A 13585-nucleotide genomic window follows, 5' to 3' on the forward strand; every position below is an offset into this window, starting at 1 on the left:
GGTTGTTCACGACGCCAGGCTCTTGCGAAAACGCATCAGCGCAATCGCGAAGAACAGCAGGCCGATGGCCGTGAGTGCCAGCAAGTCTGGCCAGACAACGTTGATGCCGGCGTCGCGAAACAATATCGCGGCGCTCAGGCTGACGAAGTGGGTCGACGGCGAGCCCTGCATCACCCATTGCAGCCATTGCGGCATGCTGTCCAGCGGTGTGCTGCCGCCGGACAGCAGCAACATCGGGATGATCACCGGAATCGCCAGCAGACCGAATTGTGGCGTTGAGCGAGCCAGGGTGGCGAGGAAGATCCCCAGCGCCGTGCTGGCGAACAGATAAACTGCCGTCACCAGCAAAAACAGGGGCAGGGATCCGGCCAGTGGCACACCCAGTGCGCCTTTGACGATCACCTCCAGCGACAGCCAGGTGCACAGCACCACGACCAGCATGTTGCTCCAGATTTTCGCCAGCATGATTTCCAGCGCCGTCAGCGGTAGTACCAGCAAATGATCGAGTGTGCCGTGTTCGCGTTCCCGCAGCAGCGCCGTGCCGGTCAGGATGATGGCGAGGATGGTGATGTTGTTGACGATCTGAATCACCGCCAGAAACCAGCCGCCTTCCAGATTGGTGTTGAACAGGGCGCGGGTGGTCAGCAGCGCTGGCGCTTTACTCGTCACATCGCTCTGGCCGCTGTAATTCAATAACTCTCGCTGGAAAATCCGCCCGATATAACCCGCGCCCATGAACGCCTGGCTCATGGCGGTGGCGTCGACATTGACTTGCACGGCGGGCTGACGACCGGCCAGCAAATCTGCCTGAAAATTCGCCGGCACATTGATGACAAAAGTGTACTGACCACTGTCCATCACCTGGTCCAGTTGCCCATAAGGCAGCAAGGCCGGGCGTTGGAATTCCGGTGGTTGCAGCGCCTGCGCCAGTTGTCGTGACAGATGGCTGTGATCTTCGTCCACGATGGCCACGCTGGCGTTGTGCACGCCAATCACCGAGCCTGCGGCGGGCATGTAGATCGCCACCGTAAAGGCGTAGAAGAGGAACAGCAGCAGGACGCTGTCATGCCGCAGACTGGTGAGTTCCTTGAGGCCAAGGCGCAGGATGTGAGCGAGCTTGTGCATCAGACCTCCTGCTTTTTCAGCATGACCAGGCTGAGCCCGGTGAACCCGAGGAAGAACCCGAACAGCGCCAGGCATTGCGGCCAAAGCTGTCGTATATCCAGGGCCTTGGTGAAGGTGCCTACGGCGATATCGAGAAAGTGGCCCGCCGGGAACAGCATGCCCATTACGGATGCCGCGCCGTCCAGGGACGAGCGCGGCACGATCAGCCCAGAAAACTGGATGGTCGGGAGGCTGGTGATGATCATGGTGCCCAGGATGGCGGCGATTTGGGTTCGGGTGAACGCCGAGATCAACAGGCCCATGCTGGTCGTCGCCAGCACATAAAGTAGCCCGCCGAAGGTCAGGGTCAGGAAGCTGCCCTTGAACGGCACACCGAACAGCCAGCGGTTCATGGCGACCAGCACCGCGAGGTTGATCAGGCTGACTGCCAGATACGGCGCCTGTTTGCCCAGCAGGAATTCGAGACGGGTCAGCGGCGTGGCGTAGAAGTTGGTGATTGAGCCCAGTTCTTTTTCCCGCACGATGCCTAGCGCCGTCAGCATGGCCGGGATGAACGCCAGGATCAGCGCCATGACGCCGGGGCCGATGGCGTTGACGCTGACCACGTCCTGGTTGTAGCGGAAACGGGTTTCCAGTCTGGCGGCTGCTGGCCGGTTCAACGCGGGGCTGCTCTGTTCGGCCAGTTGTTCAATGTTGGCCTGGTGCACGGCCTCCACGTAATTGCGGCTGGTCTCGGCGCGAAACGGCATGCCGCCATCGAGCCAGGCCGCCACGGCCGGTTGGCGCCCGGCGTACAGGTCACGGCCAAAACCCGGTGGGATCTCCAGCGCCAGTTTGATTTCCGAGCGCTGCAGGCGGCGATGCAGCTCTTTTGCGTCGCGGATGGGCGGTTGTTCGTCAAAGTAACGAGAGCCGCGAAAGGCTTCCAGATACGCGCGGCTCTGCGGCGTCTGATCCTGGTCGTAGACGGCAAAGGCGAGTTTCTCCACGTCGAGGGAAATGCCGTAGCCGAAGATCACCATCATGAAAATTGCCCCGAGCAAGGCAAACGCCATCCGCACTTTGTCGCGCAGCAGTTCCTTGCCTTCACGGCTCGCCACCGCCAACAGACGCCCGAGGCTGAAGCCGCGATCTTTCATGGGATTGGCCGGCATGACAGGCGGATTTTCAGATTCTTGAGGTTTGGGAGTTTCAGCGGTGTCCTGGGCCTGCTCCAGGCAGGTGACGAATGCAGCTTCCAGCGTTTCGCCCTTGAACTGCTGTTGCAGCGCTGCCGGTGTATCACAGGCCAGCACCTTGCCCGCGTGCATCAGCGAGATGCGATCACAGCGCTGGGCTTCGTTCATGAAGTGGGTGGACAGGAAGATGGTCACGCCTTGCTCGCGGGACAATTCGATCAGCAGGCGCCAGAAATCGTCCCGTGCCGCCGGGTCGACGCCGGAAGTCGGTTCGTCGAGGATCAACACTTCCGGGCGATGCAGCACCGCAACTGCCAAGGACAGCCGCTGACGCAAACCCAAGGGCAACGCCCCGGACTGCTGATCGGCGACGCTACCCAGATTGAAGCGCTGGATCAGCTCGTCGATGCGTTGTGCGCTGTCGGTCTTGGGCAAATCGAACAGCCGTGCGTGCAAGTCCAGGTTCTGCCGCACGCTGAGTTCGCCATACAGCGAAAAGCTCTGGGACATAAAACCGACCCGTTTGCGGGTGGCCAGGTCCTTGGCATTCACCGGGTTGCCAAGCAGCGTGGCGCGGCCTTCGCTGGCGGGCATCAACCCGGTGAGGACTTTCATGGTGGTGGTTTTGCCGCAGCCGTTGGAACCAAGAAAGCCAAAAATTTCGCCGCGACCGATGGCAAAGCTGACCTTGTCCACCGCCGTAAAGTCGCCGAAACGTAGCGTCAGGTCGTGGGCTTCGATGGCGATATCGGTGTTGGTGCCGGTTTGGGGTGGGATCACCAGCGGCTGATTGTCGTGACTGCTGTCGCCCTGAAAGTGGGTGAAGGCTTCGTCGAGTTTGCCGCTTGGGGTTACGGCGGCCAGTTCGTGGCTCAATCCGGTGGCAATCAGTTTGCCGCCGTCGAGCATCAGGCAATGCTCGAATTGCTCGGCCTCTTCCATATAGGCGGTGGCGACCAGCAGTGTCAGTTGCGGGCGCTGGCGCCGCACATCGTCGACCAGTTCCCAGAAGCGCCGACGGGACAAGGGGTCGACGCCGGTGGTCGGCTCATCGAGGATCAGCAGATCCGGTTCGTGGATTAACGCGCAGCACAGGCCCAGCTTCTGTTTCATGCCGCCGGACAGCTTGCCGGCCGGGCGGTCGGCAAATCGCAACAGGTCGGTGGCCAGCAACAGGCTGTGCATGCGCTGATCGCATTCGGTTTTCGACAGGCCGAACAGAGTGGCGAAAAAATGGATGTTCTCGCTGATCGACAACTCGGGGTAGAGGTTGCCGCCCAGGCCTTGGGGCATGAACGCGATGCGGGCATAGAGAGTTTTGCGATGGCGGCGATCCTGGATCGAGCCGCCGAGCACTTCCAGTTGACCTTGCTGAAGCGTCTTTACCCCGGCGATCAGCCCCAGCAGGCTCGATTTCCCGGCGCCATCGGGCCCGATCAACCCGCAGCGGGTACCGGCGGGCAGGTTGAACGTGATGTCACTCAGCGCCTGTTGTTTGCCGTAGCGATGATTGATGCCGGTCGCTTGAACCGCCAGGCCCGTCATTGCAGATTGGCCGGCCAGCCAATGGGGGCGGTGCGCACATACCCGGCGCCGGGCATGCCGGGTTTGGCCTGGGGCAGGGCGCTTGGGTCGGTCAGGCGCAACTTGACGCGGAACACCAGTTTTTGTCGCTCGTCGCGTGTCTCGACTTCTTTGGGAGTGAACTGCGATTTGGCCGCCACGAAGCTGATTTTTGCCGGCAGCGGGTGGTCGGGCAGGGCATCGAGCAAAATCCGCGCTTCATCGCCCACCGCCAGGCGCCCGGTCACGGAAGTTGGGAGGTAGAGGTTCATATATTGGTCGTTCGGGTCGATCAGCAGCAATACGCGTCCGCCGGCACCCAACACTTCGCCGGGCTCGGCCATGCGCAACTGGATGACTCCGTCGATGGGGGCCCGCAAGCTGCTGTCGTCGATTTCGCTGGTCAACTGGGCGACTTGCGCCTGAGCCGCGCCAATGGTGGCGGCGACGGCGGAAACCTGAGCGCGCGCCGCGGCGACAGCGGCATTACCTGTGCCGGTACGGGCCTGCTGTTGATCGATGATCTGGCCACTCACGAAACCGTGCTTGAACAGCGCCTGGGAACGTTTGAGTTCCTGTTGGGCGAGCAGTTGCTCGCTCTGGCGCAGTTGCACATTTGCTTCTGCGGCGGCGAGGTTTTCCCGGGCGCGCAACACTTCGGCTTCGGCCTGGTTGCGCTGGGCTTCAAGGGTGCGGGTGTCCATGCGGGCCAGCAATTGACCCTTGGTCACCTTGTCACCTTCGTCCACCAGGACTTCAGCCAACCGACCGGGTGTCTTGCTGGCTATCTGCACTTCGGTCGCTTCGAGGCGGCCATTGCCGACATACAAGCCTTCGGGCAGGCGGTTACTCAATGACTTCCAGTAACCAAAGCCACCGGCGGCCAGCAGCAAGACCACCAGAGACCCGGCGAATAAAAGCGAGGAACGGCTGTGTGTTGACATGGAGGCATCCTGCGGTTGTAGCGTCCTAGTCTGACGATTCAAGCGTTTGTGCAGCTTGATGTCAGTCAACTGAGGAACAAGCCTAACGCGATTGGCGGTGTAATTGCGGATGACTGAGCGGTTCTGCACTATTTAGCGCAGATCGAGCACCGCCGCCCACTGCTCGGCCGTCACCGGCATCACCGATAATCGACTGCCCTTCTGCACCAGCGGCATCTCTGCCAGCGCTGTCTGCTGTTTCAGATAATCCAGCTTAAGCACTTTGGAAAACGTCTCGACATGCGCGACATCAATCGCGGTCCAGGCGTTTTTCTCTGCTGTGGCCTTCGGATCGTAGTAATGACTCTCAGGTTCCAGTGCCGTCGGGTCCGGATACGCGGATTCGACAATCTTTCCGATCCCGGCAATTCCGGGCTCAGGGCAGCTGGAGTGGTAGAAGAAAAACTCGTCGCCCACCGCCATGGCGCGCAGAAAATTACGCGCCTGGTAGTTGCGAACCCCATCCCAGCGCGCTTTGCCAAGCTTCTCCAGATCTTTGATCGAGAGTTCGTCGGGCTCGGATTTCATCAGCCAATAGGCCATGGTTTTTGCTCCTTGCGAGGGGAGTGGGAAAGTTGTCCGGCAATTTTATGACAAACCGACGGTCGGTTGACGCCAGCGTTTGCGTGTCGGTTCACGTTGTCGCAAAATGCCGGCCTTCTAAGCTTGACGCTGCTGCACGGCCTACACCTACAACGGAAACCGCTGCTGTCATCGTGTTGATGTGCCTTTGGGGGGCAATCGATGAAACGCAAACCGGATTTACTATGGATTTTGGTTATTTTGTTCGGCCTCGGCGTCGTGACCACCGGCTATGCCCAAAGCCTGTGGGCCAACAAGACCGATGCGCCGATCGAGATCGCGCAGCAACAGCCGTCGGCCCTCAAGCGCTGAGTCAGTCTTCCGACGCCGCTGATGACAGTGGCGTCTAGCCTGCGAAATACCACGCCTTGTCCGTCACCGTTCCCTGCAACGGCACATCCCAGCTCGCCTGAGCCAGTCGCTCTACCTTCTGACATTCATGGGCCAGCCCCAACAGCGTCGGCTTGCGCCAGTTTTTGCGCCGCGCCAGGTACGCCAGGCTTCGATCGTAGAAACCGCCGCCCATGCCCAGGCGTCCGCCAACATCGTCAAACCCTACCAACGGCAACAGCACCAGATCCAGCGCCCAGACTTTGCGTTGCCGGGCGAGGTTGTGCCTGGGTTCGAGAATACGGAAACGGTTGGGTTTCAGTTTTTCGCCAGGGCGAATTCGCTGGAACACCATTTTGGTTCGCGGCCAGGCACTGAGTACCGGCAGATAGGTGGCCTTGCCCCGACGTTGAGCGGCACGCAGCAGCAGGCGCGGATCGATTTCACCGTCGGTGGGCAGATAAAGAGAGATGTGTTTTGCCCGGCGGAACAGCGGTTGCTGCGCCAATTGCTTGTACAGCCCGCGAGCCGCCTGGCGCTGTTGACTGGGTGTCAGTGCGCGGCGGGCCTTGCGCAGCATGCGTCGAAGTTGCGGGCGGGGCAGCAGCGCAGGTTCGGTCATGAATTCGGGCTTCGGCAGTGCGGGTACACAAAGCGTACCCGTAAAAAAGCCGATGCCGGTATTTAAACCGGCATCGGACTGGAATCAGGCTCCCCGGATGAACCGCTGCTGACTTAGCCCTTGAACCCGAAAGTTCAAGGTGGAAGATGCAGTAGGCTTTAAGGCTTTCCGTCTAGCGGACATGCACACCAGCCCAACGTGCAACTTCCAGGGTAGTGCGAATCGGCTCAGGGACGTGGTCAACTGGCAAGCACCCCAGGGAGTGCTGCGAGTATAACCCAAGCGGTCCGACGAATCAGCCCTTGGTGACGTCCGGATCGGTGGCGAGCACCAGATCGACGCGGTCCAGCAGGTCGCGAACCTGCTCGCGGGTCGAGCCGCTGGCCTGTACATCCGGGCGTTCTTCCTTGTGCAGAAGATCATGGGTGATGTTCAGCGCGGCCATCACGGCGATGCGATCGGCGCCGATGACTTTGCCGCTGCTGCGGATTTCGCGCATCTTGCCGTCCAGGTAACGGGCGGCGCTCACCAGGTTACTGCGCTCTTCCTGGGGGCAGATGATCGAATATTCTTTGTCGAGGATCTGCACGGTAACGCTATTGCTTGAACTCATGAGTCTTGCTCCAGGGCCTTGAGGCGCGAAATCATCGATTCGACCTTACGCCGTGCGATTTCGTTCTTTTCAATGAGGTGCGCGCGTTCCTCGCGCCAGGTCTTTTCCTGAGCTAATAGGAGTCCGTTTTGGCTCTTTAGTTGCTCGACACGGGCAATTAGCAGTTCGAGTCTGGCCATCAGCGCTTGCAGGTCGGTGTCTTCCATTGTCTTCACTGTCTGATGGGTGTTGGGCTGTAGGAGCGAGCTTGCTCGCGATGAGCCCAAGAATGCCGCAGGGTGTCAGGTACCCAGCGTTATCGTTGGCGACCATCGCGAGCAAGCTCGCTCCTACAGGGGTAGTCGATGTAGGATACAAGGCCTTCATTCTAGACATAGCGCCGTCTGGCGCCTAGCTGCCCATGCCCATTCAGAATTCCCCGTACCAAGCCTTCGCCACCCTGCTGACTTCCAGCGGTCATAACGTCTCGCCTGCTGAACTGCATGGCCTGCTGCTCGGTCGCAGTTGCGCCGGTGCCGGCTTCGATGCCGAAGGCTGGCTGGTTGATGCCGCCGAACTGCTCGAAGGCGAGCCGCAAGACAACGTCCGCAATGCCTTGATCGGCCTGCAAGAGATGGTCAAGGGCGAGCTGACCGGCGACGACGTGACCGTCGTTCTGCTGCTGCCGACCGATGACGAGCCGCTGGCTGACCGTGCCGCTGCACTGGGCCAATGGTGCCAGGGCTTTCTCAGCGGTTTCGGCCTGAACTGCCGCGATAGCAGCATGCTGAGCACCGAGGCCACCGAAGTGCTGCAAGACCTGGCGGCCATCGCCCAGGTGCAAGACGCGCTGGAAGAGTCCGACGACGGCGAAAGCGACTACATGGAAGTGATGGAGTACCTGCGCGTCGCGCCGCTGCTGCTGTTCTCCGAAACCAAGAAGCCGGACGCACAGGCTGCCGCCAAACCGTCGTTGCATTAATCGCAAGCCAGGGAAAGCCATCTGCCCATGATTCATATCCCGAAATCGGAATACAGCCGTCGCCGCAAGGCCCTGATGGCGCAGATGGAACCCAACAGCATCGCCATTCTGCCCGCCGCCGCGGTTGCCATCCGCAATCGCGACGTCGAGCACGTCTACCGTCAGGACAGCGACTTCCAGTACCTCAGCGGCTTCCCCGAGCCTCAGGCCGTTATCGTCCTGATGCCCGGTCGCGAACATGGCGAGTACGTGCTGTTCTGCCGTGAACGCAACGCCGAACGAGAATTGTGGGACGGCCTGCGTGCCGGCCAGGAAGGCGCGATCCGTGATTTCGGCGCCGACGACGCCTTCCCGATCACCGACATCGACGACATCCTGCCGGGCCTGATCGAAGGCCGCGACCGGGTCTATTCGGCAATGGGCAGCAACCCGGAATTCGATCGGCACCTGATGGACTGGATCAACGTGATCCGTTCCAAGGCGCACCTCGGCGCCCAGCCGCCGAACGAATTCGTTGCCCTGGATCATCTGCTTCACGACATGCGCCTGTATAAATCGGCGGCAGAAGTGAAGGTGATGCGCGAAGCCGCACGGATTTCCGCCCAGGCGCATATCCGCGCGATGCAGGCCAGCCGGGCCGGGCTGCATGAGTTCAGCCTCGAAGCCGAGCTTGATTACGAATTCCGCAAGGGCGGGGCGAAAATGCCGGCCTACGGTTCGATCGTCGCCGCCGGGCGCAACAGTTGCATCCTGCATTACCAGCAGAATGACGCGGTGCTCAAGGACGGTGATCTGGTGCTGATCGATGCCGGTTGCGAAATCGACTGCTACGCCAGCGACATCACCCGCACCTGGCCGGTCAACGGCAAGTATTCAGCGGAACAGAAGGCAATCTACGAGCTGGTGCTGGCTTCGCAGGAAGCGGCATTCGCCGAAATCGCCCCGAACAAACACTGGAATCAGGCCCACGAAGCCACGGTCCGGGTGATTACTGCCGGTCTGGTGAAACTGGGCCTGTTGCAGGGCAACGTCGACGAGCTGATCGCGAACGAAGCCTATAAGGCGTTTTACATGCACCGCGCCGGTCACTGGCTGGGCATGGATGTGCATGACGTCGGCGAGTACAAGGTCGGCGGCGAATGGCGCGTGCTGGAAGTCGGCATGGCGCTGACCGTGGAGCCGGGCATTTACATCGCGCCGGATAACCAGAACGTAGCGAAGAAATGGCGCGGCATTGGCGTGCGCATCGAGGACGACGTAGTGGTCACTAAAACCGGCTGTGAAATCCTGACCAAAGGCGTGCCGAAAACGGTCGCCGAAATCGAGGCCTTGATGGCCGCTGCACGGACTCAAGCGGCATGAGTCGAGTCAATCTGGCAATCATCGGTGGCGGGTTGGTTGGCGCCAGTCTGGCGTTGGCGTTGCAGGCCGGGGCCAAGGCCCGAGGCTGGAAGATCGTCCTGATCGAGCCGTTTGCCCCTGGCGACAGCTACCAACCGAGCTACGACGCCCGTTCTTCGGCGCTGTCCTATGGTGCCAAGCAGATTTATCAACGGTTGGGTGTGTGGCAGGAAATCTCCCGTCGCGCCGAGCCGATCAAGCAGATTCATGTCTCCGACCGTGGACGTTTCTCCACCGCGCGCCTGTCGGCGATGGAAGAGGGCGTTCCGGCGCTGGGTTACGTGGTGGAAAACGCCTGGCTCGGCCAATGCCTCTGGCAAGGCCTGGACAAGGACGTGGTCACCTGGCGTTGCCCGGCGGAAGTCACCCGCATGGACCCGCTGACCGATGGCTATCGCCTGACCCTCAACGATGAAACCACCCTGGAATGCGACCTCGCGGTGCTCGCTGATGGCGGCCGCTCCGGCCTGCGCGAGCAACTGGGGATTGGCATCAAAAAACGCCCGTACAACCAGAGCGCGCTGATCGCCAACATCACGCCGAGCGAAGCGCACAACGGCATGGCTTTCGAGCGTTTTACCGACGACGGCCCGATGGCCTTGCTGCCGTTGCCGGACAACCGCTGCGCCCTGGTCTGGACCCGGCAGGGGATGGACGCGCAACGGCTGGCGGCCCTCGACGAGCGAAGCTTTCTCAGTGAGTTGCAGGGCGTGTTCGGCTATCGACTCGGCACCTTGAAGCAGGTGGGTGCACGGCATCTTTATCCGCTGTCGCTGATCGAAGCTGAAGAGCAAGTGCGTCCGCATCTGGCGATTCTCGGCAACGCGGCTCACAGCCTGCATCCGATTGCCGGCCAGGGATTCAACCTGTCCCTGCGCGATGCCCAGGCGTTGGCGGATGCCTTGCTGGCCAGCGAAACAGCTCCCGGTGATTTCGCGACCTTGCAGGCCTACCGCGAGCGCCAGCGTCTGGATCAGAACCTGACCGTGGGGTTCTCCGATCAGGTCACTCGATTGTTCGGCAGCACCCAGCCGCTGGTGTCCCTGGGCCGCAACATCGGCCTGCTCGGCCTCGATCTGCTGCCGCCAGCCAAACGCTGGTTCGCCCGGCAGGCCATGGGGCTGGGTACGCGTCCCGATGCTTAAGTGGCTGACCCGCCAGTTCGGCAAGGCGCGACTGATGCGCTGGATGATGAGCTTCTACCCACCGTACCTCGGTGCCGGTGTTCGGGTGCAGCACATCGCCGATGATTTCCGTGAAGTCCGGGTGTCCATGGGCCTGGGCTGGTACAACCGCAATTACGTCGGCACCCAGTTCGGTGGCAGCCTGTATTCGATGGTCGATCCGTTCTACATGCTGATGCTGATGGAAAACCTCGGACGTCATTACATTGTCTGGGACAAAGCAGCGGACATCGATTTCATCGCGCCGGGCAAAGGTCCGGTGTTCGCCCGCTTCAGCATCGACGATACCTTGCTCGACGAGATCCGCCGGCAGACAGCGAACGGCGAAAAATACCTGCCGCAGTTGCAGGTCGACATTCACGACGGCGCCGGCACCTTGGTGGCGCGGGTCGAGAAAACCCTTTACGTGCGGCTCAAGCCGCAAGCGAGACAGGCTTAAAGCATGGAAATGCGCGCAGATCTGCTGATTGTCGGGGCCGGAATGGTCGGTAGCGCCCTGGCGCTGGCGTTGCAGGACAGCGGGATGGAAGTCCTGCTGCTGGACGGCAGCCCGCTGAGCGTCAAACCCTTCGATGCTCAAGCTTCGTTCGAACCGCGAGTGAGCGCCCTGTCGGCCGCCAGCCAGCGGATTCTTGAGCGTTTGGGCGTCTGGGACGGCATCGCCAACCGGCGCAGCAGCCCTTACACCGACATGCAGGTCTGGGATGGCAGTGGCACCGGGCAGATCCGTTTCTCGGCGGCCAGCGTGCATGCCGACGTGCTGGGGCATATCGTCGAGAACCGCGTGGTTCAGGATGCCTTGCTCGACCGCTTGCACAGCTGCGACCTCGGGATGCTGGCCAATGCGCGTCTGGAACAAATGCGCCGCTCCGGCGACGACTGGCTGCTGACCCTGGCCGATGGCCGGACGTTGCGCGCACCGCTGGTGATCGCGGCGGATGGGGCCAACTCGGCAGTGCGGCGCCTGACTGGCGTTGCGACTCGCGAGTGGGATTACATGCATCACGCGATCGTCACCAGCGTGCGCAGCTCCCAACCTCATCAAATGACTGCATGGCAGCGTTTCACCGACAACGGTCCACTGGCGTTTCTGCCGCTGGTGCGCGACGGTCAGCAGGAGTGGTGTTCGATCGTCTGGTCGACCATCCCGACTGAAGCCGAACGCCTGATGGCGCTGGACGACGAAGGTTTCTGCCAGGAGCTGGAGAGGGCCTTCGAAGGCCGACTCGGCACGGTGCTCAGCGCCGACCCGCGACTTTGCGTGCCGTTGCGTCAGCGCCATGCCAAGCGTTATGTGGCTGAAGGCCTGGCGCTGATCGGCGATGCGGCCCACACCATTCACCCGTTGGCCGGGCAGGGCGTGAACCTCGGTTTCCTCGATGCCGCCGTGCTGGCCGAAGTGTTGTTGCAAGCGGCGGCGCGTGGCGAGCGGTTGGCGGATACGAAAGTCCTGAGTCGTTACGAGCGTCGGCGCATGCCGCATAACCTGGCATTGATGGCGGCGATGGAGGGCTTCGAGCGGCTGTTCCAGGCCGATCCGTTGCCGGTGCGCTGGTTGCGTAATGCCGGGTTGAAGATGGTCGACCAGATGCCTGAGGCCAAGGCGTTGTTCGTGCGTGAAGCGCTGGGGTTGACCGGGGATTTGCCGGCGTTGGCCAAGGCCTGACATTTTTGTTGGGGCTGATTGCCCCATCGCGAGCAAGCTCGCTCCCACAGTAGATCTCCAGTGTTCACAAATCATGTGTTCACAGATCACCCCTGTGGGAGCGAGCCTGCTCGTGATGGGGCCAGTACATTCAATGTTGAATTCAGTTGTGCAACATCTGGTAACTCCTCCACAAACTGTTCGATTGAGAAGGTAAATGTGAGTCCTTATCATTTAGCCTCTATTTTTCAATCGAGGGACCGCTCCCATGTTGGCACCGAAGCGTCTACTGACTGCACTGGCCCTGACCCTGATTGGCAGCACCACCGCCCAGGCCGCCGATGAGGTGGTGGTTTACTCCTCGCGTATCGACGAGCTGATCAAGCCGGTCTTTGATGCCTACACCGCGAAAACCGGTGTGCAGGTGAAGTTCATCACCGACAAGGAAGCACCGCTGATGCAGCGCATCAAGGCCGAGGGCGAGAACGCCACCGCCGACCTGCTGCTGACCGTAGATGCCGGCAACCTCTGGCAGGCCGAGCAGATGGGCATCCTGCAACCGTTCACCTCGAAAACCATCGACGCCAACATTCCGCTGCAATACCGCGCGTCTTCTCACGCCTGGACCGGCCTGAGTCTGCGGGCCCGGACCATCGCCTACTCCACCGATCGGGTGAAGCCGGGTGAGCTGACCACTTACGAAGGCCTGGCCGACAAGAACTGGGAAGGTCGCCTGTGTCTGCGCACGGCGAAGAAGGTCTATAACCAGTCCCTGACCGCCACGATGATCGAAGTCCACGGCGCCGACAAAACCGAGAAGATCCTCAAGGGCTGGGTCAACAACCTGTCCACCGACGTGTTCTCCGACGATGTCGCGGTGCTGGAAGCGATCAACGCTGGCCAGTGCGACGTCGGCATCGTCAACACCTACTACTACGGTCGCCTGCACAAACAGAAACCTGACCTGGCGGTGAAGCTGTTCTGGCCGAACCAGGGTGACCGTGGCGTACACGTTAACCTGTCGGGCATCGGCCTGACCAAACACGCCCCGCATCCGGAAGCGGCCAAGGCCCTGGTGGAGTGGATGACCACGCCTGAGGCGCAGAAAATCTTCGCTGACGTGAACCAGGAATTCCCGGCCAACCCTGCAGTGCAGCCGTCCGCGGAAGTCGCAGCCTGGGGCAAGTTCGTCGCCGATACGTTGCCTGTGGAAGTCGCCGGCAAACGTCAGGCTGAAGCAATTCGCATGATGGATCGGGCTGGCTGGAACTGAGCCTGCTGTTCTAAAGAGCAAAAGATCGCAGCCTCGTTTCACTCGACAGCTCCTACATGGGTACGCCATCCCAATGTAGGAGCTGTCGAGTGAAACGAGGCTGCGATCTTTTTGCGTTTTCCCTA

Annotated in this window: 14 protein-coding genes and 1 other RNA gene; 7 read left to right on the forward strand and 8 right to left on the reverse strand. The window is 61.1% G+C overall.

Annotated features, from left to right (window positions below; translation table 11 throughout):
- Window positions 1-6: 6 nt before the first annotated feature.
- The 4 genes from ACYZUD_RS25170 to ACYZUD_RS25185 form a co-directional block, all read right to left on the reverse strand.
- Entirely contained in the window at window positions 7-1125 is a 1119-nt protein-coding gene (locus ACYZUD_RS25170) for an ABC transporter permease (protein WP_462020635.1), read from the reverse strand.
- Window positions 1125-3848 (reverse strand): ribosome-associated ATPase/putative transporter RbbA, encoded by a 2724-nt coding sequence (gene rbbA / locus ACYZUD_RS25175; protein ID WP_462020636.1) that lies wholly within the window; start codon window positions 3846-3848, stop codon window positions 1125-1127. The genes ACYZUD_RS25170 and rbbA overlap by 1 nt, the downstream gene beginning before the upstream one ends.
- Complete coding sequence (locus ACYZUD_RS25180) at window positions 3845-4810, reverse strand: HlyD family secretion protein (protein WP_462020637.1); 966 nt, start codon at window positions 4808-4810, stop codon at window positions 3845-3847. The genes rbbA and ACYZUD_RS25180 overlap by 4 nt, the downstream gene beginning before the upstream one ends.
- Before the next feature lie 132 nt (window positions 4811-4942).
- Window positions 4943-5392 (reverse strand): EVE domain-containing protein, encoded by a 450-nt coding sequence (locus ACYZUD_RS25185; protein ID WP_462020638.1) that lies wholly within the window; start codon window positions 5390-5392, stop codon window positions 4943-4945.
- A gap of 201 nt (window positions 5393-5593) precedes the next feature.
- On the opposite strand from ACYZUD_RS25185, the gene ACYZUD_RS25190 reads away from it, so the two are divergent.
- Entirely contained in the window at window positions 5594-5743 is a 150-nt protein-coding gene (locus tag ACYZUD_RS25190; RefSeq protein ID WP_462020639.1) for a hypothetical protein, read from the forward strand.
- Window positions 5744-5777: 34 nt separating this feature from the next.
- Here the strand turns inward: ACYZUD_RS25190 and ACYZUD_RS25195 are convergent, their stop codons facing one another.
- The 4 genes from ACYZUD_RS25195 to ACYZUD_RS25210 all read right to left on the reverse strand — a co-directional run bounded on the left by ACYZUD_RS25195 (window position 5778) and on the right by ACYZUD_RS25210 (window position 7202).
- Window positions 5778-6383, reverse strand: coding sequence for a 5-formyltetrahydrofolate cyclo-ligase (locus ACYZUD_RS25195; RefSeq protein WP_010465002.1), 606 nt, complete (start codon window positions 6381-6383; stop codon window positions 5778-5780).
- Window positions 6384-6469: 86 nt separating this feature from the next.
- Window positions 6470-6648, reverse strand: a non-coding RNA gene (ssrS, locus tag ACYZUD_RS25200) — 6S RNA.
- A 30-nt stretch (window positions 6649-6678) separates the two neighbouring features.
- A complete protein-coding gene (locus tag ACYZUD_RS25205) occupies window positions 6679-6996 on the reverse strand; it encodes a cell division protein ZapA (protein ID WP_007942435.1) in 318 nt (105 codons plus the stop codon).
- Entirely contained in the window at window positions 6993-7202 is a 210-nt protein-coding gene (locus tag ACYZUD_RS25210) for a TIGR02449 family protein (protein ID WP_169991256.1), read from the reverse strand. Before ACYZUD_RS25210 ends, ACYZUD_RS25205 begins: the two co-directional genes overlap by 4 nt.
- A 194-nt stretch (window positions 7203-7396) precedes the next feature.
- Between ACYZUD_RS25210 and ACYZUD_RS25215 the strand changes: the two genes are divergently transcribed.
- The 6 genes from ACYZUD_RS25215 to ACYZUD_RS25240 all read left to right on the forward strand — a co-directional run bounded on the left by ACYZUD_RS25215 (window position 7397) and on the right by ACYZUD_RS25240 (window position 13460).
- A complete protein-coding gene (locus ACYZUD_RS25215; protein ID WP_462020640.1) occupies window positions 7397-7957 on the forward strand; it encodes a YecA/YgfB family protein in 561 nt (186 codons plus the stop codon).
- A 27-nt stretch (window positions 7958-7984) separates the two neighbouring features.
- Window positions 7985-9319, forward strand: a complete 1335-nt coding sequence (gene pepP, locus ACYZUD_RS25220) for a Xaa-Pro aminopeptidase (protein ID WP_462020641.1) — start codon at window positions 7985-7987, stop codon at window positions 9317-9319.
- Window positions 9316-10503 (forward strand): 2-octaprenyl-6-methoxyphenyl hydroxylase, encoded by a 1188-nt coding sequence (gene ubiH / locus ACYZUD_RS25225; RefSeq protein ID WP_462020642.1) that lies wholly within the window; start codon window positions 9316-9318, stop codon window positions 10501-10503. The genes pepP and ubiH overlap by 4 nt, the downstream gene beginning before the upstream one ends.
- Window positions 10496-10981, forward strand: a complete 486-nt coding sequence (locus tag ACYZUD_RS25230) for a DUF4442 domain-containing protein (protein ID WP_462020643.1) — start codon at window positions 10496-10498, stop codon at window positions 10979-10981. The genes ubiH and ACYZUD_RS25230 overlap by 8 nt, the downstream gene beginning before the upstream one ends.
- 9 nt (window positions 10982-10990) lie before the next feature.
- Complete coding sequence (locus ACYZUD_RS25235; protein WP_462025112.1) at window positions 10991-12208, forward strand: 2-octaprenyl-3-methyl-6-methoxy-1,4-benzoquinol hydroxylase; 1218 nt, start codon at window positions 10991-10993, stop codon at window positions 12206-12208.
- 247 nt (window positions 12209-12455) lie between these two features.
- Window positions 12456-13460 (forward strand): extracellular solute-binding protein, encoded by a 1005-nt coding sequence (locus ACYZUD_RS25240; RefSeq protein WP_462020644.1) that lies wholly within the window; start codon window positions 12456-12458, stop codon window positions 13458-13460.
- Window positions 13461-13585: the final 125 nt, after the last annotated feature.

It is taken from the genome of Pseudomonas sp. XS1P51, from assembly GCF_054897845.1.